General features: G+C 69.8%; 17 protein-coding genes and 2 pseudogenes. 10 read left to right on the forward strand and 9 right to left on the reverse strand.

Features of this window, described 5'->3' with window-relative positions:
• Positions 1 to 14: 14 nt before the first annotated feature.
• Positions 15 to 569, reverse strand: coding sequence for a tetratricopeptide repeat protein (locus HHL28_RS14130; protein WP_075769961.1), 555 nt, complete (start codon positions 567 to 569; stop codon positions 15 to 17).
• A gap of 61 nt (positions 570 to 630) precedes the next feature.
• Entirely contained in the window at positions 631 to 2034 is a 1404-nt protein-coding gene (locus HHL28_RS14135; RefSeq protein WP_404325812.1) for an APC family permease, read from the reverse strand.
• Positions 2035 to 2439: 405 nt separating this feature from the next.
• Here HHL28_RS14135 and HHL28_RS14140 point away from each other — a divergent pair, with 405 nt between their 5' ends.
• On the forward strand, positions 2440 to 4011 hold the full coding sequence (locus HHL28_RS14140; RefSeq protein WP_075769884.1) for a M10 family metallopeptidase C-terminal domain-containing protein: 1572 nt from the start codon (positions 2440 to 2442) through the stop codon (positions 4009 to 4011).
• A gap of 117 nt (positions 4012 to 4128) precedes the next feature.
• A pseudogene (locus HHL28_RS14145) lies at positions 4129 to 5081 on the forward strand (acetyl-CoA carboxylase carboxyltransferase subunit alpha).
• A gap of 234 nt (positions 5082 to 5315) precedes the next feature.
• Here HHL28_RS14145 and HHL28_RS14150 read toward each other — a convergent pair.
• Positions 5316 to 6332 carry a zinc-dependent alcohol dehydrogenase family protein gene (locus HHL28_RS14150; RefSeq protein WP_075769886.1) on the reverse strand — a complete coding sequence of 339 codons (1017 nt, stop codon included), beginning with the start codon at positions 6330 to 6332 and terminating at the stop codon, positions 5316 to 5318.
• 141 nt (positions 6333 to 6473) lie between these two features.
• Here HHL28_RS14150 and HHL28_RS14155 point away from each other — a divergent pair, with 141 nt between their 5' ends.
• A complete protein-coding gene (locus HHL28_RS14155; RefSeq protein ID WP_075769887.1) occupies positions 6474 to 7364 on the forward strand; it encodes a LysR substrate-binding domain-containing protein in 891 nt (296 codons plus the stop codon).
• A 231-nt stretch (positions 7365 to 7595) separates the two neighbouring features.
• Here the strand turns inward: HHL28_RS14155 and HHL28_RS14160 are convergent, their stop codons facing one another.
• The gene (locus HHL28_RS14160; protein ID WP_083698904.1) at positions 7596 to 8933 is read right to left on the reverse strand and encodes a class I SAM-dependent RNA methyltransferase; all 1338 of its coding nucleotides are present in this window, start codon (positions 8931 to 8933) and stop codon (positions 7596 to 7598) included.
• 15 nt (positions 8934 to 8948) lie between these two features.
• On the reverse strand, positions 8949 to 9383 hold the full coding sequence (locus HHL28_RS14165) for an acyl-CoA thioesterase (RefSeq protein WP_404325815.1): 435 nt from the start codon (positions 9381 to 9383) through the stop codon (positions 8949 to 8951).
• Positions 9384 to 9546: 163 nt separating this feature from the next.
• Here HHL28_RS14165 and HHL28_RS14170 point away from each other — a divergent pair, with 163 nt between their 5' ends.
• Complete coding sequence (locus HHL28_RS14170; RefSeq protein WP_075769888.1) at positions 9547 to 9804, forward strand: hypothetical protein; 258 nt, start codon at positions 9547 to 9549, stop codon at positions 9802 to 9804.
• A gap of 327 nt (positions 9805 to 10131) precedes the next feature.
• On the opposite strand, the gene HHL28_RS14175 is transcribed toward HHL28_RS14170, so the two are convergent.
• Positions 10132 to 12612 carry an ATP-binding protein gene (locus HHL28_RS14175; protein ID WP_075769889.1) on the reverse strand — a complete coding sequence of 827 codons (2481 nt, stop codon included), beginning with the start codon at positions 12610 to 12612 and terminating at the stop codon, positions 10132 to 10134.
• A gap of 230 nt (positions 12613 to 12842) precedes the next feature.
• On the opposite strand from HHL28_RS14175, the gene HHL28_RS14180 reads away from it, so the two are divergent.
• Positions 12843 to 13820: an NADPH:quinone oxidoreductase family protein gene (locus HHL28_RS14180; RefSeq protein WP_075769890.1), complete on the forward strand. Its 978-nt coding sequence runs from the start codon at positions 12843 to 12845 to the stop codon at positions 13818 to 13820.
• Between the two features lie 3 nt (positions 13821 to 13823).
• On the opposite strand, the gene HHL28_RS14185 is transcribed toward HHL28_RS14180, so the two are convergent.
• Entirely contained in the window at positions 13824 to 14090 is a 267-nt protein-coding gene (locus tag HHL28_RS14185) for a hypothetical protein (protein ID WP_169655324.1), read from the reverse strand.
• A 193-nt stretch (positions 14091 to 14283) separates the two neighbouring features.
• Positions 14284 to 15585 (reverse strand): ammonium transporter, encoded by a 1302-nt coding sequence (locus HHL28_RS14190; protein ID WP_075769892.1) that lies wholly within the window; start codon positions 15583 to 15585, stop codon positions 14284 to 14286.
• A 472-nt stretch (positions 15586 to 16057) separates the two neighbouring features.
• Between HHL28_RS14190 and glgC the strand changes: the two genes are divergently transcribed.
• The 3 genes from glgC to glgA all read left to right on the forward strand — a co-directional run bounded on the left by glgC (position 16058) and on the right by glgA (position 19838).
• The gene (gene glgC / locus HHL28_RS14195; RefSeq protein WP_404325818.1) at positions 16058 to 17347 is read left to right on the forward strand and encodes a glucose-1-phosphate adenylyltransferase; all 1290 of its coding nucleotides are present in this window, start codon (positions 16058 to 16060) and stop codon (positions 17345 to 17347) included.
• 23 nt (positions 17348 to 17370) lie between these two features.
• Complete coding sequence (map, locus tag HHL28_RS14200) at positions 17371 to 18204, forward strand: type I methionyl aminopeptidase (protein WP_075769893.1); 834 nt, start codon at positions 17371 to 17373, stop codon at positions 18202 to 18204.
• A 152-nt stretch (positions 18205 to 18356) separates the two neighbouring features.
• On the forward strand, positions 18357 to 19838 hold the full coding sequence (gene glgA, locus HHL28_RS14205; RefSeq protein ID WP_075769894.1) for a glycogen synthase GlgA: 1482 nt from the start codon (positions 18357 to 18359) through the stop codon (positions 19836 to 19838).
• 270 nt (positions 19839 to 20108) lie between these two features.
• On the opposite strand, the pseudogene HHL28_RS14210 reads toward glgA, so the two are convergent.
• Positions 20109 to 21220, reverse strand: a pseudogene (locus HHL28_RS14210) (asparaginase).
• A 155-nt stretch (positions 21221 to 21375) separates the two neighbouring features.
• On the opposite strand from HHL28_RS14210, the gene HHL28_RS14215 reads away from it, so the two are divergent.
• Positions 21376 to 21633 carry a type II toxin-antitoxin system RelE family toxin gene (locus tag HHL28_RS14215; protein WP_075769895.1) on the forward strand — a complete coding sequence of 86 codons (258 nt, stop codon included), beginning with the start codon at positions 21376 to 21378 and terminating at the stop codon, positions 21631 to 21633.
• Complete coding sequence (locus HHL28_RS14220; RefSeq protein ID WP_083698906.1) at positions 21630 to 22001, forward strand: helix-turn-helix domain-containing protein; 372 nt, start codon at positions 21630 to 21632, stop codon at positions 21999 to 22001. Before HHL28_RS14215 ends, HHL28_RS14220 begins: the two co-directional genes overlap by 4 nt.
• Positions 22002 to 22013 lie beyond the last annotated feature (12 nt).

The following is a 22013-nucleotide window of genomic DNA, read 5'->3' on the forward strand; positions in this document are numbered from 1 at the left end:
TGGGCAGGGATACCCTACAACTCCCTCTCCTTCAGAGCCGCGCGGATGGCGTCGGCGTGGACCTTGGCGCTGCGCAGGTGGGGGTTCAGGTCCAGGGCGGCCTCATAGGCCTTCAGCGCCTCCGGCAGCCGCCCCTGGGCGAGTTGGACCATGCCCAGCCCGGACAGGGCGCCGAAATGGCGGGGTTCAAGTTTAAGGGTCCGGGCGATGTCGGCCATGCTGGCGGCATGGTCGCCCGCCCGGAAATGGGCGGTGGCCCGGCGGTTGAACGCCTCCGCATAGTCCGGGGCCAGGCGGATCGCCTCATCCAGCGCGGCGACCGCCCGGTCGTATTCCTCATGCCGGATATAGTCGGCGGCGGCATCCATCAGCACCTCCACCTCCGGCGCGCCGGGGGGCGGGGCCGCCCAGACGGCCCAGATCTCCGACACCAGGGTGGCCGCCTCCTGTGGGGTGGCGGCGGCCTTCAGCCGGGCAAACAGGCCGTCCAGCCTCGCCCCGTCCGCCAAGGTGGGGAAGGGCAGCAGCAGGGCGGCGGCGAGGGCCACGGAGGCATATCGGTTCGGCATGCTGAACCACATGGGGCAGGGAGCGGCGCCGCCAAGGGACACGGCCCCGCATTCCTGCGCCTCAGCCCGCACGGACCGCTTCCTCGCCCGTGTCCTCACGCACCGGCACGTCGATGATCCGCTTGGGCCGCATGGCGGCATAGAGGGCGACGATGCCCGCCAGCATCACCCCGGCCAGCATGGTGGCCGTGGCGTCGCCGGTCAGGACCCGGTTGCCCAGCAGGGCCAGGCAGACCGCCGCCCCCAGGACGGGCACGAAGATTGGCACCTCGAACCCGCCGCGCGGCTCTTCCGGCCGGCGCTTCAGCACCACCAGGGCCACGTTGACGATGGTGAAGACGAACAGCAGCAGGATGACCGTGGCCGACGCCAGGGCCGTGATGTCACCCGCCAGCATCAACGCCACCACCAGGGCCAGCAGGGCCAGGATGGCCATGTGCGGGGTGCGGCGGCCGGGATGCACATGGCCCAGGGCCCGCGGCAGCAGCCCCTGGCGGGACATGCCGTAGACCAGGCGGGAGGCCATGACGTAATTCAGCAGGGCCGTGTTGCCCACGGCGAACAGGGTGATGACGACGAAGACCGCCGGCGGGATCCAGGGCGCGGCCCGGTTCGCCACCTCCACCAGCGGGCCCGCCGCCTCCTTCAGCTCCTGCCAGGGGACCACCGACACGGCGGTGACGCTGACCGCCAAGTAGATGAAGGTGGCGGCCACCATGGCGATGACGATGCCCCAGGGCAGGGTGCGGCGGGGGTTCTTCACCTCCTCCGCCACGTTCATGCTGTCCTCGAAGCCGATGAAGCTGAAGAAGGTCAGCACCGCGCCCTGGAGCAGCAAAGTGGCGCTGAGGACGCCGGGGGAGCCGTCCTCTGCCGGCGGCAGTTCCATCAGGCTCACGCTGCCCCAGTAGGACGCGCCGACGGCGATGATCACCAGCAGGCCGCCCGCCTCCACCAGGGTACAGATCACGTTCAGCCACATGCATTCCTTGATGCCGCGGAAGACGATGCCCGCCAGCAACAGCAGGAAACCCAGGGCCAGCAGCGTGGTGGGCGCCGCCGCCAGCAGGTCGGAGCGCTGCAAGGTCGTCGCCACCACCCGGGACTGGGTGGCGACGGAGGTGATGCCGGAGCACATGACCGCAAGCCCGACCAGGTAGGTCAGCAGCGGCATCCCATAGGCCTTCTGGGTCACATAGGCCGCCCCGCCCGCCCGCGGATAGCGGGAGCCGAGGCTGGCGTAGCTGAGCCCCGTCAGCAGGGCCGCCACCATGGCCACCAGGAACGCCAGCCAGACGGCGCTGCCCATCTCCCCCGCCGCCTTGCCGATCAGGCCGTAGATGCCGGCCCCGAGCATGCTGCCCAAGGAATAGAGCGCCATCTGCGGCAGGCCGATGGTCCGCCGCAGGGGCGGCTCGTCGTCGGGCCCCATGTCTGTCTCCAACCGCCCCGATTGGTCCGTCACGGTCATCCCTCCGCGCCCCCGTGGCCGGGGACTTCTTGCTTTGCTGATGGATGAACAACTCAGGGCGCGGGCCGGGGGTTCCGTAGCGGTTGGACACCGGACCCGGCGCGTGGGGCGCGAGCCCCGGGTTTGGTTAATGTTTCGACAGTCCAGGCAGTTTCGAACGGCTTCCGCGAGACTTCCAATAAAGCTCCGGCGCAATTCAGGGCAGAAATCAGACAAACCTGCCGAACATTGGTGACTTTGCTTCCAATGTGCCTGACCTGGATCAAAGAAGGATAGTCAGACACTTTCGTGTTAATGCTTGCTTTACAATTACCGCCTCACAGTCCCCTCCAGGTCGATATACCCCAAACGATCGGGGACGGCGGCCGGGCCGCCGGATGTCCTGTGAGGTAGAAACCCATGGTCGCCAGCTATGTCGCCGCTCTTCTGGAGCCGGATTACGCGCAGTGGAACCTCGGCGCCACCAACAAGCCGACGTCCCTGACCTACACCTACCTGACCAAGCTGCCGTCCATCTATACGGCCAACATGCGCGAGGCGAACGGCTTCACCGCCTTCACCGACGCGCAGAAGGCGGCGATGGCCAAGATCATGGCCAGCTATTCGTCGGTCGCCAACCTGAGCTTCGTGGAGAAGGCGCAGACCAGCACGGCGGCGTCCGGCGTGGGCCAGATCGCCCTGGGCAACGCCTACAGCACCAGCATGAGCGGCTGGGGCTATGGGCCCGGCACCACCATCGGCGGCGACATGTGGATGAGCACGGCCAAGACCGGCTGGAACGCCCCCATCGCCGGCCAGCGCCCCTATTGGGTGATGATGCATGAGTTCGGCCACACGCTGGGCCTGAAGCACCCGGGCGACTATGACGCCGCCGGCGGGCAGGAGCTGGGCCCGTTCCTGCCCCTGGGCCAGGACAACCAGCAATACACGGTCATGTCCTACAAGTCGCACCCCACCATGGGGGCGGTGAAGCCGCAGACCCTGCAGCTCTATGACATCGCCGCGGTGCAGCACCTGTACGGCGCCAACATGAGCCACATGGCCGGCAACGACACCTACAGGCTGGCCGGGCTGAACAACTACATCGCCTGCTTCTGGGATGCCGGCGGCATCGACACCTTCGACCTGACGGGGGAGACGAGGGCCGCCACCGTGGACCTGAACGAGGGGGCCTTCAGCTCCATCGGCGCGCGGGGCAGCAACGCGGCGGTGAACAACATCTCCATCGCCTTCGGCGCGAAGATCGAGAACGCGACGGGGGGTAACGGCAATGACAGGATCACCGGCAACGCCCTGGACAATGTGCTGAAGGGCGGGGCCGGCGACGACATCCTTTCCGGGATGGGCGGCAACGACAGCATCGACGGCGGCACCGGCACCGACACCGCCCTGTTCCGGGGCAGGCTGGCGGACTACGCCCTGGCCCTGGACGGCACCACCCTGGTCCTGACCAGCGGCGTGGACGGGACCGACCGGGTGGTGAACGTGGAGCGCTTCACCTTCACCGACGGCACCTGGACCTTCGGCGACCTGGCCGCGAAGGCCGGCGCCCCGCCGGTGGTTCCCCCCGTCTCCCCCACCCCGCCCGCCAGCATCAGCGGCAACCTGGTCACGGGCACCAGTGCCGCGGACAAGCTGTACGGCACCAACGGCGTTGACATCTTCACCGGCGGGGCGGGCAACGACCTGCTCTATTCGGCGAAGGACGGGCAGGCGGACATCTTCGTCTTCGGCAAGGCCAGCGGGGCCGACCGCATCTTCAACTTCGAGCCCGGCATCGACAGGCTGGACCTGACCGCCTATGGCATCGACAGCCTGACCGACACCGCCCTGAAGCTGACCCAGGGCAGCAGCGGCGCCGTGCTGGATTTCGGCGGCGGGCACAAGCTGGTGCTGAACGGCATCGCCGTGGTGGACCTGGTGGGGTCCAAGATGTTCATCGAGAGCCAGACGGACTACGTGCCGGCGTGAGGGCGGGACCGGGCGGGGGCAGCCATCCGGCCCCCGCCCGCCGGACCGGACATCTGGCCCTAGCCCCGCCTTTCCGCGTGTGCTAAGCAGCCGCGTCCTTCCCTATGGTCAGTCCCCATGCATTTCCTGGAATTCGAGAAGCCGATCGCCGAGCTCGAGGGCAAGATCGAGGAGCTGCGGCACCTGGCCGACGGCGGTGACCTGAACATCGCCGACGAGGTGAAGAAGCTGCAGGACAAGGTGGACAAGCTGCTGCGCTCCACCTACGCCAAGCTCACGCCCGCCCAGAAGGTGCAGGTGGCCCGGCATCCCAACCGGCCGCACTGCCTGGACTACATCAACGCCCTGGTCACCGACTTCACGCCCCTGGCCGGCGACCGGCTGTTCGGGAGGACCGGGCCATCGTCGGCGGCCTGGGGCGCTTCCGCGGCCGGTCCGTCATGGTGATCGGCCAGGAAAAGGGCAACGACACCGAAAGCCGGGTGAAGCACAATTTCGGCATGGCCAAGCCGGAGGGTTACCGTAAGGCCCAGCGGCTGATGCACATGGCCGACCGCTTCCACCTGCCCATCATCACCCTGGTGGACACGGCCGGCGCCTTCCCCGGCGTCAGCGCGGAGGAGCGCGGCCAGGCCGAGGCCATCGCCAAGTCCATCGAGACCTGCCTGCGGGTGAAGGTCCCCATCGTCAGCGCCGTGATCGGTGAGGGCGGGTCGGGCGGCGCCATCGCCATCGCCGCCGCCGACCGGGTGCTGATGCTGGAGCACTCCATCTATTCCGTCATCAGCCCGGAGGGCTGCGCGTCGATCCTCTGGCGCTCCGCCGCCAACGCCGCGGACGCGGCCGCCGCCCTGCGCCTGACCGCCCAGGACCTGAAGGAGCTGGGCGTCATCGACCGGATCGTGCAGGAACCCGTGGGCGGCGCCCACCGCCGCCGGGAGGAGACGATCCTCGGCCTGGGCAACGCCATCGAGGACGCCTTCGAGACCCTGCGCGGCCAGGACGGCACCACCCTGCGCCTGAACCGCCGCCAAAAGTTCCTGGACATGGGCCAGAAGGGGCTGAGCTGAGGGGGGGTGGCCTGCCGCTCGCCTAAAACCTTCTTGTCTCCCCCGCGAAGGCGGGGGTCCACAGTTCTTGACCCAACAAGCGCCGTCACCGTGGTTTAAAACCGTGGACCCGCGCCTTCGCGGGGGAAGCAGAAAAGCGATCATCGCCGGTAAGCTAACGCCGGCGGAAGCAGGTGGAGCTTGGGGCTGGACGGTGCGGATCAGCACCGCCCTCGCCCCCTCAGTCAGAAACCCTCAGCCCACCAAGTCCCCCGCCACGTCCACCACCACCTTGCCCACGGCCTTGCCGCTTTCCAGGTGGGTGTGCGCCTCGGCCACCTGGTCCAGGGTGAAGCGGGTGGGGTCCAGGTGGGGCTTCAGGTGGCCGGCATTCGCCATCTCCGCCGCACGGCGCAGGATCCAGCCATGGTGCGACCGGTCCAGCGGGGCCGGGGTGTCGTGCAGCATGGGGATCAGCATGAACACCACGTGCAGGCTCAGGCCCTTCAGGTGCATGGGCGACAGGTCCGCCTCATACATGGACACGATGGTGACCACCTGGCCGTTCAGCCGGGCGGCGGCGAAGCTGGTGGCGATGTCCTTGCCGCCGGTGGCGTCGAAGACGATGTCGAAGCCGCGCCCCTCCGTCAGCCGGGCCACGTACTGCTCCACCGTCTCTTCCCGATAGTTCACCACCTCGTCCGCGCCGAAGGACTTGGCGAGATCCCCCTTCTCGGCGGAGGAGACGGTGGCGACGACGCGGGCGCCCTTTTCCTTGGCGATCTGGATGGCCACGTGGCCCACGCCGCCGGCCCCGCCATGCACCAGCACCGTGTCGCCCCGCTTCACCTGGGCCCGGTCCACCAGCCCTTCCCAGGCGGTGATGAAGACCAGCGGCAGGGCCGCCGCCTCCCGCAGGCTCAGGTCGCCCGGGGCGGGGGCCAGCAGGCGGGCGTCCGCCGCCACATACTCCGCATAGGTGCCGGGCATGCCCTTCACCCCGCCGACGCAGCCATAGACCCGGTCGCCCGGGCGCAGGCCGGAGACGCCCTCGCCCACCGCCTCCACCACGCCGGCCATGTCACAGCCCAGCACGCCCGGCAGTTCCGGCGCGATGGCCCGGCCGCCGCTGCGGTTCTTGATGTCCACGGGGTTCACGCTGGCGGCGGCCACCTTGACCAGCACCTGGCCGGGGCCGGCCACCGGTGTGGGCAGGTCCGCCGGCTGGAAATTGGACACGTCGCCGAAGTCGTTCAGCAGGATGGCCTTCATGGCGTACTCCGAGACTGGATTGCATGTCTGTGCGAACCTTAACCGTCCGCCTCGGCTCGATGGATGCCCTTGACGAACCGATAAGGGAAATGAATTTTTGTGATCGGATCAATCACCGATCCGTATTGATGGGGTAAGGCCGTGCGCCTGCTGGACCTGGACATGGACGCGCTGCGGGCCTTCGTCACCGTGGTGGATGCGGGCGGCTTCACCGCCGCCGCCGACCGGCTGGGCCGCACCCAGTCCGCCGTCAGCATGAAGATCAAGCGGCTGGAGGAGCTGCTGGAGCGCCGCCTGCTGGACCGCTCCAGCCGCGCCCTGTCCCTGACCCCGGCGGGGGAGCGGCTGATGGGCCATGCCCGCCGCCTGCTGGCACTGAACGATGAGACGGTGGCCTTCCTGCTGGCCCCCGACGCGGAGGGGCAGTTGCGCTTCGGCGTGGCGGAATACTTCGCGCCGGAGCACCTGCCCATGATCCTGGCCCGCTTCCGCCGCGCCTATCCGCGGGTGCGGCTGGACGTGCAGGTGGGGTTGAGCAGCGATTTGGTGCGCGACATGGATGCCGGGGCGCTGGACCTGGTCATCGCCAAACGGGACGAAGGCTCCGCCCGCGGCCGGGTGCTGTGGCGGGAGCCGGTGGTCTGGGTCGCCGCCAGCGACTGGGTGGATGAGCCGGGCACGCCCCTGCCCCTGTGCCTGCTGCCCAGCCCCTGCATCTACCGCGCCCGGGCGGCGGAGGGGCTGGAGCGCACCGGCCGCCCCTGGCGCACCGTCTATACCAGCGGCTCCATCACCGCGGTGCGGGCGGCGGTGCTGGCCGGGCTGGGGGTCACCACCCTGGGCGTGGCGTCGCTGGTTCCCGGCCTTCGGGTCCTGTCGCCGGAGGAGGGCTTCCCCACCCCCGACCCGGTGGACATCGCTGTCTTTGGCGAGGAACGCGCCCGCCACGGCTTGGCCCGCCCCCTGGTGGAGTTCCTGGTGCGGGAGGTCCAGGCCCTGCTGGCCCCGGCGGGGCTGGCGGCGGTGGCGTGAGGGGGGGCCGGGTCCTGACCTGGCCATTCGCGGCCCCCAGTCCCTGTGCAACAATCGCTTGCCGCTACCCCTCCCGCCTCCCCTGCGTAAGCAGGGGCCCACGGTTTTTGACCCGGTCCCCAACGGCGCCTTGTTTCAAGAACTGTGGGCCCCTGCTTTCGCAGGGGAAGCAAAAAACACTTTCAGCGGCCGTAAGGGAGAGCGGAAGGAGTCTCCGCCAACAAGCCCCGTCTACCGCCTGAACACCCCCACCAGCTCCAGGTGCGCGGACCAGAGGAACTGGTCCACGGGCGTCACCTCCATCAGCCGGAACCCGCCGGCCAGCAGGGCCTGGGCGTCGCGGGCGAAGCTGGTGGGGTTGCAGGAGACGGCGACCACCGTGGGCACGGTGGATTTGGCGATCTCCGCCGCCTGGGCCTCGGCCCCCGCCCGCGGCGGGTCGAAGACGACGGCGTCGAAGCGGTTCAAATCATAGGGCACCAGCGGGTCGCGGAACAGGTCGCGCCGCTCCACCGTCACTTGGCCCACAGGCAGTTGCTTGGCCCCGCCCTCCAGCGTGCGCACCGCCGTCTCCTCCCCCTCCACCGCATGGACCTTGGCCTTGGTGGCCAGGGGGAAGGTCAGGGTGCCGCTGCCGGCGAACAGGTCGGCCACGACCTTCGCCTCCCCGATCCCGGACAGGGCGAGGGACGCCAGCGCCTGCTCCCCCTGCCGGCTGGCCTGGAGGAAGGCGCCGGGGGCCGGGCTGACGGTGACGGTGCCGAAGCTGACCAGCCCGGTGCGGCGCAAGGCGATGGGCTCAGCCGGCGCGCCGGCCTTGCGCCGCCAGGCGAGGCGGGCCAAGTCCTGCGCCTCCGCGAAGGCGGACAGCATCTCCAGCTCGGACAGCTTGGGTTCTGGGATGCCCTCCAGCACCACCTCAACCCCGTCGTCCAGCTGGGTCAGGGCCACGTCGCACTGCTGCCCGTCCTGGGTCAGCAGTTGGGCCAGCAGCGGCCGCAGGGCCTGGGCCGCCGCCACCAGGGAGGGCAGCAGCACCGGGCAGTGCTCCATGTCGATCAGCCGGTGGGAGGCACGCTCGTTGAAGCCCAGCCACAGCCGCTTGCCCCGGCGCACGGCGGTCATCACCGCGCGGCGGCGGGCCTCCGGCGGGGTGGTGACCATGGGGTGGATCGTCACCCCGTCCAGCAGGCCGTTGCGGCCCAGGATTGTGCGCAGCGTGTCCAGCTTCCAGGCCGCGTACACCTCCGGCCCCATATGCTGCACCACGCAGCCGCCGCAGGTGCCGAAATGCTTGCAGGGCGGCTCGGCCCGGCCGGGCGCCTCTCCCACCAGGGCCACGGGCACGGCCTCCCACCCATCGGCGCGGCGGGCGCCGAACTTCACCATCATCTGGTCGCCGGGCAGGCTCTGCGGCACGTAGAGGCGAGCACCGTGGGACAGGGCCAGCCCGTCGCCGCGGGCACCCACCCGCTCCACCACGATCTCCACCTGCCCCAGGACGGGCGGCTCCTCATGGGCCGGCTTCTGGGGGCGGCGGCTGGGCTGCTTGCGGCGGAAATTGGCCATGGCGGGAACGGGACCTCAGAAGGAGAAGGACAGGAAGCGGGCGCGCAGGCTGTCGGGTACGGGGGTGGGGCGGCGGGTCTGCCGGTCGATCATGACCAGGACGGAGCGGTTGGTGGCGATGCAGCGGTCCCCATGGAACACGGCGCTGCCGATGGTCCAGGAAGTGTTGCCCACGGCCAGGATGCCGACGCCGACCCGCAAACCCGCGGGGCGGTGCAGCTCGGCCAGGAACTCCGTCGCCACGCTGCGCAGCACCGGCTGCCCGTGGGGGCACAAGGTGGGCACGCCGGCCTCGTCATGGAAGCCCAGGCGGCCGGTCTCCAGGTACACCCCGATGGCGTTGTTGTTGACATGGCCCACGGGGTCCAGGTCGCTGAAGCGCACATGCTCCGGCACCCAGAAACGGAAGGCGCCGGGGCTGGTCAGGTCGGGCATCTCGGGGTTGGCCACGGAACCTCCGGCCGGTCTTTCGGTTCGACTCACATGCCCGGCGCAGTGGCCGGGACACGGGGCCAGGGCATAGGTGCTCCCTGATGATTTGGCAAGCAGCGCCCTGTAAAGGGTGCTAGAACGGCGCTCGTTACGATCTCCAACCCGGAAAGGGTCTCTATCCATGTCCGACCAGCAGAACAGCGCGGCCGAGCAGCTTTTCGAGAAGGCTCTCGACATCGCCGAGAAGCATCTCGAGATGGCCATGAAGGAAGGTGGCACGCTGAACGTCGAGGGCAGCCCGTTTTCCGGCTACGTCGCCATCGCCATGATCGAGGCGGCCGTCAACCAGGCGGTCGAGGTGGCCGGCCATGAGGACATCGCCGACATGCTGCGCGACCTCGCGGAGCAGATCGAGGCCGACGCCGAGGACGAGGAGTAAGCGCACCCGCGCTTGCCTTTCCAGGTAAGGATACGCCCCGCCGTGCCACCAGGTACGGCGGGGTTTGTGCTTTCTGGGGGATGGCGGCGGACAAAGGATTGTTGTTGATCGATGTTGTCGTGGTTGGAAAAATAGACATTCACGAACATTCACAAGAACACGCGCGAATATACACGGAATAGATTGCTGCCTCAGGCTTTATTCTTTTGTGTGTTTTCGTGTGTGTATGGTGCGTGTTCGCGTGTGTTTCCTTGACCCGCGCTCAGAGAACAGGGCCAACAAGCGGGACCGTCTGCCAAGCTTGCCACATAGCAACGCCCCGCATCCTTACGCGCTCTTCGCCAGCCGTGCGGGTTCGCCCAGGGCCTGGCGCAAGGCCTGGGCCAGGCGGTCGGGGCTGTAGGGCTTTTCCAGTTGCAGCCAGGGGGTCCCGTCGCCCGCCGTACGGTCGTAGCCGGACATCAGCACCACGGGCAGGTGCGGGTGTTGGGCGGTGGCGGCCCGGGCCAGGGACTTGCCGTCCATCCCGGGCAGGCCGATGTCGGTGACCAGCACGTCCAGGGCCTGTCCCGCCGCCAGCAGGTCCAACGCCTCCTCGGCGGAGCCGGCGGACACCACCCGGTAGCCCAGCTCCGTCAGCAAATCCTCCGTGGACAGGCGCACCAGCGCCTCATCCTCCACCAGCAGCACCGTGGCCCCGCCGCGCCGGGCGGTTTCCAGGGGCGGGGCGGGTGCCAATTCCGGCGGCGGGGCCGCCCTGGCCGCCGTGGCGGGGAAGGCCAGGTCGAAGCGGGTGCCGCCGCCCTGCGCCGTTTCCAGCGTCACCTGCCCGCCGGACTGCTGCATGAAGCCGTACAGGGTGGCGAGGCCCAGCCCGGTGCCCTTGCCGGGCGGCTTGGTGGTGAAGAAGGGCTCGAAGATGCGCGACGCCACGGCCGGCGGCATCCCCTCGCCCGTGTCGGCCACGGACAGGGTCACCCAATCCTTGCCGTCCGGCCCGGCATGCCGACGGGCGGAGATGGTCAGCCGCCCGCCGGCCGGCATGGCGTCGCGGGCGTTGACGGCCAGGTTCAGCAGCCCGTTCTCCAGCTGCACCGGGTCCACCAGCACGGGCGGCAGGCCCGCCGGGATATCGGTCCCCACCGCCACCCGTTCCCCCACCGCATGGGTCAGCAGGGGCAGGGTCTCGGCCACCAGCCGGCCCAGGTCGGTGGGCCGGGGTTCCAGCGGTTGCATGCGTGCGAAGGCCAGCAGCCGTTTCACCAGCGCCGCCCCGGCCCGCGCCGCCTTCAGGGCGCCGTCCAGCCGCTCCGGGTCGGCCTCCGGGTCGGGCAGGGAGCGGACAAGCTCCAGGTTGGTGATGACCGCGGTCAGCAGGTTGTTGAAATCGTGCGCCACCCCGCCGGTGAGCTGGCCCACCGTCTCCATCTTCTGCGCCTGCACCAGCCGCTGGTCGGCCAGCTTGCGCTCGGTCACGTCGCGGGAGGAGCCCAGCAGGTGGGTGATCCGGCCGTCCGGGTCGCGCAGCGGCACCAGGATCGTCTCGTAATGCCGCTGCCCCGCCGGCAGGTCCAGGCTCTGCTCATAGGACACCGGCTTGCCCGCCGCCACGCAGCCCGCATAGTTGCGGCGGAGCTGGTCGGCATGGTCGGGCATGGTCTCCGCGATCTCCCGCCCGTCGGTGATGGCGGCCGGGTCCAGGCCGGAGCTGCGGGCCAGGCTTTCGTTGATCTCCTCCACATAAAAGCGGCCATTCTCGCCCACCCGGACGACGAACAGGCTCTCGGCCGTGTGCTCGAAGAAGCCGCGGTAGCGGGTCTCGCTGGCGCGCAGGGCCTGTTCCGTGGCCCGCCGCCGATCCACCTCCGACCGGAGGGAGGCGAGGGCCGCGCTCTCCCGCCCGGCAGCCCGGTTGGCCGCCAGGGCCAGGGCCAGCAGGATCAGGGCCGCGGGCACCGCGATGGCGGTGAAGGTCAGGCTGTTGGCCCGCCAGGGCGCCAGCACCGCCCCCATATGGCGCGACACCACCACGGCCGCCGGCTGGGTACCCAGGTCCCGCGCCACCACCAGCCGCCGCAGCCCGTCCACCGTGTGGTCGGTGACCACGGGCGCTTCCGAATCCTGGTCCAAGGCCGGGTGCCCGTCCGGCAGGCGCAACCCCGGCACCGCCACGGGCCAGCGGGCCAGCACCACCCCGTCCCGCCGGGCCAGCAGCACGCTGGTGCCCGTGTCCCCCGCCATCCCCGCCCAGTAGCGCTCGAAGTAAGCGGGGCGGAAGGACGCCACCACCACCCCGTCCAGGCCCTGGTCCGCCCCCGGCAGCCGGTGCGCCAGGTGGAACTGGACCTGCCCGGTCAGGTGGCTGTGGGTGGGTTCCCCCAGGAAGCGGGGCTGGCCGCCCTGGATGGCCTTCCAATAATCCCGCTTGATGATGTCGATGGGGGCAAGGGGGAACATGCGGCTGCCCAACCGCGCCGTGCCGGCGGAATCCACCACGGCCAGGCTGTCGGCCTGGGGCAGGCCGGCCACCCGGCCGGCCATCCAGCCATGCAGTTCCTCCGCCTTGGCCACGTCATCCCAACCCGCGCCATCGCGGCGCAGCGCAGCAACCCGGCCGGACAGTTCCTGGAGCAGCAGCTCCTGCGTCTCGAACACCTTCAGCGCGTGCTCGCGGGCGATGTCGGCATCGCGGGCCAGGGCGGCCTCCGCCTCCCGCATCACCTGGGCGTGGTTCATCCAGACGGCGAGCGCCAGCATGGCCGCCGGCACGGCCACGGTGGCCGGCAGCAGCCAACGGAAGTAAGGCAAGGGTTCTCGGCCTCTCGGCTGGTACCGCGCCAAATGTCTCTCCAGACGATAGGGCTGGTGGCAGCATGCCTTCGCCGGCAGCCATGTCCCACGCTCCAAAGGTTCTGATCCCCTAGACGTTATTGCGTAGGGCGAAGGGGGTGGCGGCCCCGGGCGTGCTTGACACCCTTCCCCGCCTCTGCGAGCCTTCAAACAACCGTTTGAAAACGGAACCACTTGGGGAGGGACGCATGAAAGCGCTGCTGTGCAAGGGATTCGGGCCGCCGGAGAGCCTGGTGCTGGAAGAGGTGCCGGCCCCGCCGCTGGGGCCGGGGCAGGTGCGCGTGGCCGTCAAGGCGGCTTCCATCAACTTCGCCGACACGCTGGTGATCCAGGGCAAGTACCAGGAAAAGCCCCCCTTCCCCTTCGTCCCCGGCTTCGAGCTGGCCGGCGACGTGGTGGAACTGGGGGAGGGCGCGCCGCCCCACCTGAAGCCCGGCATGCGGGTCATCGCCTTGTCGCCCAAGGGCGCCTTCTGCACCGAGGCGGTGGTGGACGCCGCGGCGGTGCTGCCCATGCCCAAGGGGATGGACTATGCCGTGGGCGCCGGCTTCCCCGTGGCCTATGGCACCAGCCACATGGCCCTGGTGGACCGCGCCAACCTGAAGGCGGGGGAGACGCTGTTGGTGCTGGGCGCCTCCGGCGGCGTCGGCCTGACGGCGGTGGAGATCGGCAAGGCCCTGGGCGCCCGGGTCATCGCCGCCGCCAGCTCCGCAGAGAAGCTGGCGGTGGCCCGCGAGCATGGCGCGGATGAGGTGATCGACTACACCGCCGAGGACCTGCGCGCCCGGATGAAGGAGCTGGCACCGAAGGGCGCCGACGTCATCTATGACCCGGTGGGCGGCGACGCCTTCGACGCGGCCCTACGCAGCGTGGCGTGGGAGGGGCGGATCGTCACCATCGGCTACGCCTCCGGCCGCATCCCGGCGATCCCGGCCAACCTGCTGCTGGTGAAGAATTGCAGCGTCATCGGCCACTACTGGGGCGCCTATCAGAAGCACAACCCCCGCCGCCTGGGCCAGAGCCTGATGGAGTTGATGCAGATGTGGGCGGAGGGCAAGCTGAAGCCCCACGTCAGCCACGCCCTGCCGCTGGAGCGCTATGCCGAGGCCTTCCACCTGCTGATGGACCGCAAGGCCACCGGCAAGGTGGTCCTGACCATGGGGTGAGGGTCAGCGCTTGTCGTGCCACCCCGGCGGCAACTCGTCGCCGGGGATCACCTCGTCGGCACCGGCCTTCCGGAGGATCTCAAGGGCGCGGTTCGGGTCCGCGTGCCTCACCCGCTCCTCGAAGCGGGCCGACGCGTCCATATGGGCGAGGCACTGGTCCAGGACCGATTGCAGGAACGTCTCCACGGACAGACCCTCGCGCGCGGCGAGTTCCTGCGCGATGCGCTCTGTTTTTTCGCTCAGCGTGATTGAAACGACCCTCTCGCCCATCGAAGGGGCTCCCACCACATCCGTGCCCAACACCAGCCGCATACAAGAAGGCTATCACGCCTTTTGCCCGCGGCAATAGAAAAACCGCCGCCAACCCTCGCGCGGGATGACGGCGGCATGAAGTCTTGACGTTCAACTGACCACAGAACAGGCACCGCCGCCGGGGGTTTCGCCCCGGCGGCGGCGTACCACCTCAGTGCACGGACTCGCCATGCAGGGCGATGTCCAGCCCGTCGCGCTCGGCCTCTTCCTCGACCCGCAGGCCGATGGTGAACTTGATCAGGTACAGGATCACGGCGGTGGCGATGGCCGACCAGGCGATGGTGGCGACGATGCCCCAGACCTGGGTCAGCACCTGGCCCGCATTGCCCTCGATCAGGCCGGCGGTGCCGCCGATGGCCGCCTTGGCGAAGACGCCGGTCAGGATGGCGCCGACGATGCCGCCCACCCCGTGCACGCCCCAGACGTCCAGGCTGTCGTCATACTTCAGCGCGTGCTTCAGGCTGGTGGAGGCGAAGTAGCAGATCACGCCGGAGGCCACGCCGATGCCCAGCGCCCCGTCGATGCCCACGAAGCCGGAGGCGGGGGTGATGGCGACCAGGCCGCCCACGGCGCCGGAGATGATGCCCAGGACCGAGGGCTTGCCCTTCACGGCCCACTCCACGAACATCCAGGACAGGGCCGCCGCGGCGGACGCCACCTGGGTGACCAGCATGGCCATGCCCGCACGGCCGTCGGCGGCCACGGCGGAGCCGGCGTTGAAGCCGAACCAGCCCACCCACAGCAGGGAGGCGCCGATCAGGGACAGGACCAGGTTGTGGGGCTTCATGTCCGAGGTGCCATAGCCCACGCGCTTGCCCAGGATGATGGCGGCCACCAGGCCGGCCACGCCCGCGTTGATGTGCACCACGGTGCCGCCGGCATAGTCCAGCACGCCGTCGCCCATCAGGAAGCCGCCGCCCCACACCCAGTGGCAGACGGGGGCGTAGACCAGCAGCGACCACAGCATGGAGAAGACCAGCAGGGCCGAGAACTTCATGCGGTCCGCGAAGGCGCCGGTGATCAGGGCCGGCGTGATGATGGCGAAGGTCATCTGGAAGGTGATGAACACCGTCTCCGGGATGGTGCCGGAGAGCGAGCCCACCTCGACCCCCGACAGGAAGGCCTTGCTGAAGTCGCCGATGAAGGCGTTGCCCGGCCCGAAGGCGAGGCTGTAACCCACGACCACCCACAGCACCGAGATCAGGGCGCAGATGGCGAAGCTCTGCATGACCATGGCCAGCACGTTGGGCTTGCGCACCATGCCGCCGTAGAACAGCGCCAGCCCCGGGATGGTCATCATCAGGACCAGGGCGGTGGAGGTCAGCATCCACGCGGTGTTGCCCGCGTCCAGGGTGGGGGTCGGGGCAGGCGCGGCAGCATCCTGGGCCATGGCGAGGCCCGCCGGCGCCAGCGCGAGGCCCGCTGCGAGCAAGAATTTCAACAGACGATTCATCGGGGCTCCCCTTCTCATGGGCACGGGGGCCGACCGGCCACCGCACACGCCACCGCTGCCCTATTCAAACTCCATGCCGCGGCGCGGAATGGCGGAATCCCTATGCTCCCGTCTCGGCGCCCCAAGGGCGGCGGCGATGATTCCCGCACCGAATCATGTCCGATTGCCCGGATTTTGGGCACTTTCCTTGCCCTGCCGCACCCCGGCTTGTCATTCCATTACAAGGCTTTAATCCATTCCTGGCGCCTGCCCCCCTGCCCCAGGAGAGGCACTTCCGGCCCATGCACAAAAAATAAGCAGCAGCTGCGGCGCATCCGGGCCCCCGGATGGACAGTCCCGGTTGCGTCACTTCCCCCGGCCTTTCGGGTGCGGCACCAGATGGCCCGCGGTGCGAATGTGTGGCACTGTGTGGGGGGACAAGGGCGCGGCACCCCGGCCTGGCCGCGCCATAGAAACGAAGGGGCACGCTGCCGTGACCACAGCCAACAATGACCAGCGTCTGGACCAGGAACTGCGCCAGGCCCCGCGCCATGCCCTGGCCCTGATCCTGGCGGGCGGCCGGGGCAGCCGCCTGCGCCAGCTGACCGACCGCCGGGCCAAGCCGGCCGTGCATTTCGGCGGCAAGTTCCGGATCATCGACTTCGCCCTGTCCAACTGCATCAATTCGGGCTTCCGCCGCATCTCGGTGATGACCCAGTACAAGTCGCACAGCCTGCTGCGCCACCTGCAGCGGGGCTGGAACTTCCTGCGCGGCGAGATCGGGGAGTTCATCGACCTGCTGCCCGCCCAACAGCGGATCGATGAGACGAGCTGGTACCAGGGCACGGCCGACGCCGTGTTCCAGAACCTGGACATCCTGCGCAGCCACGGGGCTGAGTGGGTGCTGATCCTGGCCGGCGACCACATCTACAAGATGGACTATTCCAACATGCTGACGGCCCACATCCGCACGCAAGCGGACGTGACCGTGGCCTGCATCGAGGTGCCGCGCGCCCAGGCCAGCGGCTTCGGCGTGATGCATGTGGACGAGCAGGACCGGGTGGTCAGCTTCCTGGAGAAGCCGTCGGACCCGCCGCCCATGCCGGGCCGGCCGGACATGTCCCTGGCCAGCATGGGCATCTACATCTTCAACGCCAAGTTCCTGTACGACCAGCTGGAGCGGGACGCCCGCGACCCCGCCTCGTCCCGCGACTTCGGCAAGGACATCATCCCCTACCTGGTGCCCCGGGCCAACGTCATGGCCCACCATTTCGAGCAGTCCTGCGTCTACAACCGCGCCCCGGGGTCGGAGCCCTATTGGCGCGACGTGGGCACGGTGGACGCGTACTGGGAGGCCAACCTGGACCTCTGCCACGTCTCCCCGTCCTTCGACCTGTATGACCGGGAATGGCCGATCTTCACCTACCAGGAGCAGTTGCCCCCGGCGAAGTTCGTCTTCGACGATGATGGCCGCCGCGGCATGGCGGTGGACAGCATGGTCAGCGCCGGCTGCATCATCTCCGGCTCGGTCGTCCGCCGGTCGCTGCTGTTCAACCAGGTGCGCATGCACTCCTACAGCACCCTGACCGACACGGTGGTCCTGCCGGAGGTGGAGATCCACCGCAACTGCCGCATCACCAAGGCGGTGATCGACCGGGGCTGCGTGCTGCCGCCGGGCCTGGTGGTGGGGGAAAACCCGGAGGACGACGCCCGGCGCTTCTACCGCACCGACAGCGGGGTGGTGCTGGTGACCCGGGACATGCTGGCCCGTTTGCAGGGTTGAGGACGCGGGGAAACGCCGCAGCCATGAGGACCGATCCCGGCGCCTTCGTGCTGGACCAGAGGGGCCGCCGCGTCACCCTGCACGGGGCGGAGGCCTTCGCCGGGCTGCGGGCGGCGGGGCGGATGGCGGCGGCCTGCCTGGACCACCTTGCCCCCCATGTGCGGCCCGGCGTCAGCACGGGCGAGCTGGACCGGCTGGTCAACCAGTTCCTGACCAGCCGCGGCGCCATCCCGGCCACCCTGGGCTATCGCGGCTTCCCCAGATCCTGCTGCATCTCCGTCAACCAGGAGGTCAACCATGGCATCCCCTCGGCCACGCGGCTGCTGCGGGAGGGGGACATCCTGAACATCGATGTCACCGCCATCGTCGATGGCTGGCACGGCGACACCAGCCGCATGTATGTGGCAGGCACCCCCAGCCCCGCCGCCCGGCGGCTGGTGGAGGCGACATACCAGGCCACCATGGCCGGTATCCGGGAGGTGCGGCCGGGCGCCCAGCTTGGCGACCTGGGCGCCGCGGTGGAGCAGGTGGCCCGCGCCCACGGCTACAGCATCGTCCGGGAATATGTCGGCCACGGCATCGGCCGCGTGTTCCATGAGGCGCCGGAGATCCACCACACCGGCCGGCGGGGCCGCGGGCTGGTGCTGCTGCCCGGCATGGTCTTCACGGTGGAGCCCATGCTAAACGCCGGCGGGCGGCATGTGCGGCTGCTGGCCGACGGCTGGACCAACGTCACCGCCGACGGCAGCCTGTCCGCCCAGTTCGAGCACACGGTCGGCGTGACGGAGGCAGGGGTGGAGATCTTCACCCTCTCCCCCGCCGGGCACACGCTGCCGCCGTATCCGGCGGTATCATGATGCTCCCTCAAGCGCCGGGCGCCCGCGTCCGCGGGCTTGGCTTGCGCGGGCACGAGCCCGCGGGCCGGCGGTCGCCGGCCTGCAAGGCCAAGGGCCGGGGTCCCTTGGCCTTGCTCCCGAAACACGACCCCCTTACCTGACCCAAGGCTATCATGCGCGTCCTGTTCGTCGCGTCGGAGTGCTTTCCCTACGTGAAGACCGGCGGCCTGGCCGACGTGGCCGGCGCCCTTCCCCCCGCATTGCGCGCCCTGGGCCTGGACGTGCGCATCCTGCTGCCGGGCTATCCCGGCGTGCTGGGCAAGCTGGACGTGCTGCGCACGGTGCGGGACCTGCGCGGCCTGCCGGGCCTACCCCCCGACAGCCCGGCCCGCCTGCTGGCCACCCTGCCGGGGGACGGGCAGGTGCCGCTTTACGTGTTGGACGTGCCCGCCTTCTTCGCCCGGGCCGGCAGCCCCTATCTGGGCCCGGACGGGCAGGACTGGTCGGACAACCATCTCCGATTCGGCGCCCTGTCGCGCACGGCCGCCCTGGTGGGGCTGGACGGGGACGGGGATGGCTGGCTGCCGGACGTGGTGCATTGCCATGACTGGCAGGCCGGGCTGGTGCCCGCCTACCTGCATTATCCCTTCTGGCCCTTCGCCGGGCGGCGGCGGCCGAAGACGGTGTTCACCATCCACAACCTGGCCTTCCAAGGCCTGTTCCCCGCCGACACCGTCCCACTGCTGGGCCTGCCGTGGGAGGCGTTCACCCCCCAGGGGCTGGAGTTCCACGGCAAGCTGGGCTTCCTGAAAGCGGGCCTCGCCTATGCGGACAAGCTGACCACCGTCAGCCCCACCTATGCGGCGGAGATCCAGGGCGGCGATTTCGGCTTCGGGCTGGACGGGCTGTTGCGCCTGCGGGCCGCGGACCTGTCGGGCATCCTGAACGGCATCGACATGGACATCTGGGACCCGGCCCGGGACCCGCTGCTGCCCACCCGCTATGACGCCACGACGCTGGAGGCCAAGGCGGCCAGCAAGTCCGTGGTGCAGCAGGCCTTCGGGCTGGCCGACCGGCCCAATGCGCCCCTGTTCGGCATCGTCAGCCGCCTGACCCACCAGAAGGGCATCGATCTGGTGGTGGAGGCACTGCCACGCCTGGTCTCCCAAGGCGCCCAGCTGGCCGTGCTGGGCACCGGCAGCCGGGAGCTGGAGCAGGCCCTGGCCAAGGCCGCGGCGGACAACCCCGGCCGGGTGGGCGTTCGGCTGGCCTATGACGAGGCCCTGTCCCACCAGATCCAGGCCGGCTGCGACGTGCTGATGGTGCCCAGCCGGTTCGAGCCCTGCGGCCTGACCCAGATGTACGCCCTGCGTTACGGCACCCTGCCCCTGGTGGCCCGGGTGGGCGGGCTGAACGACACGGTCACCGACGTGACGGAGCAGACCCTGGCCGACGGCACCGGCACGGGCTTCGTCTTCGCTCCGGTGGAGGTGGGCGCCCTGGTCCGCGCCATCGACCGGTCCCTGGCCCTGTTCCGCGCGCCCCACCTCTGGCACAAGGTCCAGCAGGCCGCCATGTCCCGCGACGTGGGCTGGGCCGCCCCGGCCCGGGAGTATGACGCCCTGTACGGCGGCCTGTTGGCGGAGGGAGATTGAGGGCTTCGTAGGTCGGATTAGGTGCGCAGCACCGTAATCCGACACCGACGGCGCAAGCCGTCGGATTACGCGGCCTTGCCGCTAGACCCGTTTCCCGCAGACTGGAAACGGGTCTAGCCCTTCGTGTTCCTCAAGCGCCCCCGGATCGGGGTCCGGGGCAGGCTCCGCCGCATCCGCGGCTTGGCTACGCCCGCATGAGCGGGCGCGGCGGCAGTCGCCGCCGGATCGTGTTTCCGGTCAGCGTAAACACGCTCTAATCCGACCTACATCTCAGAACGCCGGCCCACCCCGCAGCGTGCCGACCACCAACCCCGCGCGGTTCTTGATCGGCGGCTCCACCAGGTGCCGGACCTTGTCCCACTCCGCCTCCGACAGCAGGCCTAGCTTGCGCAGCACGGCGGCCATGGCCGGGCCGGCGGCGCGGCCGGCGCCGTCATCCACCTTCACCGCCACGCCGATGCCCGCTTCCGGCACCACGGCGCAGGACAGGCCCTCCGCCCCGCCTTGGTCAGAATGCGGCCGCCCAGGGCCTGCATGAAGTCCGTGTCGAAGGTGTCGGTGCCGCTGACCATCTCCGGGTGTTTGCCCCAGGCGCGGGTGATGCGGGCCGCGGCCTCCGCCCGGCGGCTGGGCAGGTCGCGCGGGTCGGCCATCCTGGCCATGCCGAAGGCCAGCGCCTCCAGCGGCAGGCCCACGGTGGGGATGGAGCAGCCGTCCACGCCCCAGGGCGCGTGCGACAGGTCCTGGGCGGTCACCTGCTCGATGATGCCCAGGATGCGCTGCTGCACCGGGTGCTGGTAGCCCACATAGCCCCGGGTCGCCTCCCCCAGGTGCTTGGCCGTGGCCAGCATGCCCGTGTGCTTGCCGGAGCAGTTGTTGTGCAGGGCGGTGGGCTTCTCCCCCCGTGCCAGCATCGCCTCCCAGGTGGGGGCGTGGTAGGGGGCGTGGCTGCCGCATTCCAAATCGTCGGCGGACAGGCCCATGCGGGCCAGCCAGGCACCGGCGGTGCTGGTGTGCATGGGCTCGCCATTGTGGCTGGCGCAGGCCAGCGCCAATTCGGCGTCGCTGACTCCATAGGCGTCCGCCGCCCCGCTTTCGACCAGCGCCAGGGCCTGGAGGGACTTGTTGGAGCTGCGCGGGTAGACGACGGCCTTCACGTCGCCCCAGGCCGCCAGCACTTGGCCGGAGGCGTCCACCGCCACGGCGCGGGCGCGGTGGGCGGATTCCACGATGGGGCCGCGGGTGACCTCGACCAGGATGGGGTTCGCCCGGTCGTCGGGCAGGCTGACCTTGGCCGGCAGCGCCTCCCGCGCGCCGGGGCCATGGCCGCAGCCGGGGCCATGGACGTGTCCGTTGTTCTCGTTCTGGGGCATGATCGCCATGAATGTCGCGCCCGCGGGGCGGGCCGGGGCCCCAACCTTGCCCACTGCCCGGTTTCTGTGCAAGCGGGGCACAGCCCTGCCCGACGCAACGGTCTCACGCCGAATCCGCGGGGAGCGCTTGACGAGTTGCTCGCCATCAGCGAATCCTGATTGGCATGCGGCTCGTGATCGAGAAGGCTGCGGCCCGTCGCCTATTGGAAATGCCACCCGCACAGGCCCGCGCCCTTCGTGCCAAGCTCGAGGCTATTGCCGCCGACCCGTTCGGTCCCCATCCCCACGTGACGGCGTTGCAAGGGGAAAAGGACACGTTCCGGGTCCGGCAGGGGGATTGGCGGGCGGTCTATGTGGTGGAGCGTGCCGCCGACACGGTCCGGGTCCGCATCATCGACGTAAGGGGACAGGTGTACCGATGAACGCCATCCGGCCAATCGCCGTCACCGACAACACCGTGACCCTTTCCCGCGCGGATTGGGATGCGCTCCAGGAGCAACTGGAGGACCTGCATGACCGGGCCACGCTGCGCCGGGTCGAGGCGGACCTCGCGGCGGGCCGGACAGAGGAACTGCCGATAGAGATGGTGGACCGGCTGCTGGCCGGGGAAAGCCCCGTGCGGGTCTGGCGCGACCACCGGGGCTTGAGCCAGCGGGCGCTGGCGGAGCAGGCCGGCATGGGGCCCGGCTATTTGGCGGACATCGAGGCGGGCCGCAAGCCCGGCAGTGCCGATGCCCTGAAGCGGCTCGCCGCCGCCTTGTCTGTGGACATGGGGGACCTGGTCCGCTAACCCCTCCGGCCT

It is taken from the genome of Aerophototrophica crusticola (assembly GCF_012913305.1).
GTDB lineage: Bacteria > Pseudomonadota > Alphaproteobacteria > Azospirillales > Azospirillaceae > Niveispirillum > Niveispirillum crusticola.

Coding starts and splice junctions, on each gene's coding strand:
- HHL28_RS14140 (WP_075769884.1), top strand. CDS start 2,440: ATGGTCGCCAGCTATGTCGCCGCTCTTCTGGAGCCGGATTACGCGCAG.
- HHL28_RS14190 (WP_075769892.1), bottom strand. CDS start 15,585: ATGAATCGTCTGTTGAAATTCTTGCTCGCAGCGGGCCTCGCGCTGGCG.
- HHL28_RS14185 (WP_169655324.1), bottom strand. CDS start 14,090: ATGGGCGAGAGGGTCGTTTCAATCACGCTGAGCGAAAAAACAGAGCGC.
- HHL28_RS14215 (WP_075769895.1), top strand. CDS start 21,376: ATGCGGCTCGTGATCGAGAAGGCTGCGGCCCGTCGCCTATTGGAAATG.
- HHL28_RS14220 (WP_083698906.1), top strand. CDS start 21,630: ATGAACGCCATCCGGCCAATCGCCGTCACCGACAACACCGTGACCCTT.
- map (WP_075769893.1), top strand. CDS start 17,371: ATGAGGACCGATCCCGGCGCCTTCGTGCTGGACCAGAGGGGCCGCCGC.
- HHL28_RS14180 (WP_075769890.1), top strand. CDS start 12,843: ATGAAAGCGCTGCTGTGCAAGGGATTCGGGCCGCCGGAGAGCCTGGTG.
- HHL28_RS14130 (WP_075769961.1), bottom strand. CDS start 569: ATGCCGAACCGATATGCCTCCGTGGCCCTCGCCGCCGCCCTGCTGCTG.
- HHL28_RS14170 (WP_075769888.1), top strand. CDS start 9,547: ATGTCCGACCAGCAGAACAGCGCGGCCGAGCAGCTTTTCGAGAAGGCT.
- HHL28_RS14160 (WP_083698904.1), bottom strand. CDS start 8,933: ATGGCCAATTTCCGCCGCAAGCAGCCCAGCCGCCGCCCCCAGAAGCCG.
- HHL28_RS14150 (WP_075769886.1), bottom strand. CDS start 6,332: ATGAAGGCCATCCTGCTGAACGACTTCGGCGACGTGTCCAATTTCCAG.
- glgA (WP_075769894.1), top strand. CDS start 18,357: ATGCGCGTCCTGTTCGTCGCGTCGGAGTGCTTTCCCTACGTGAAGACC.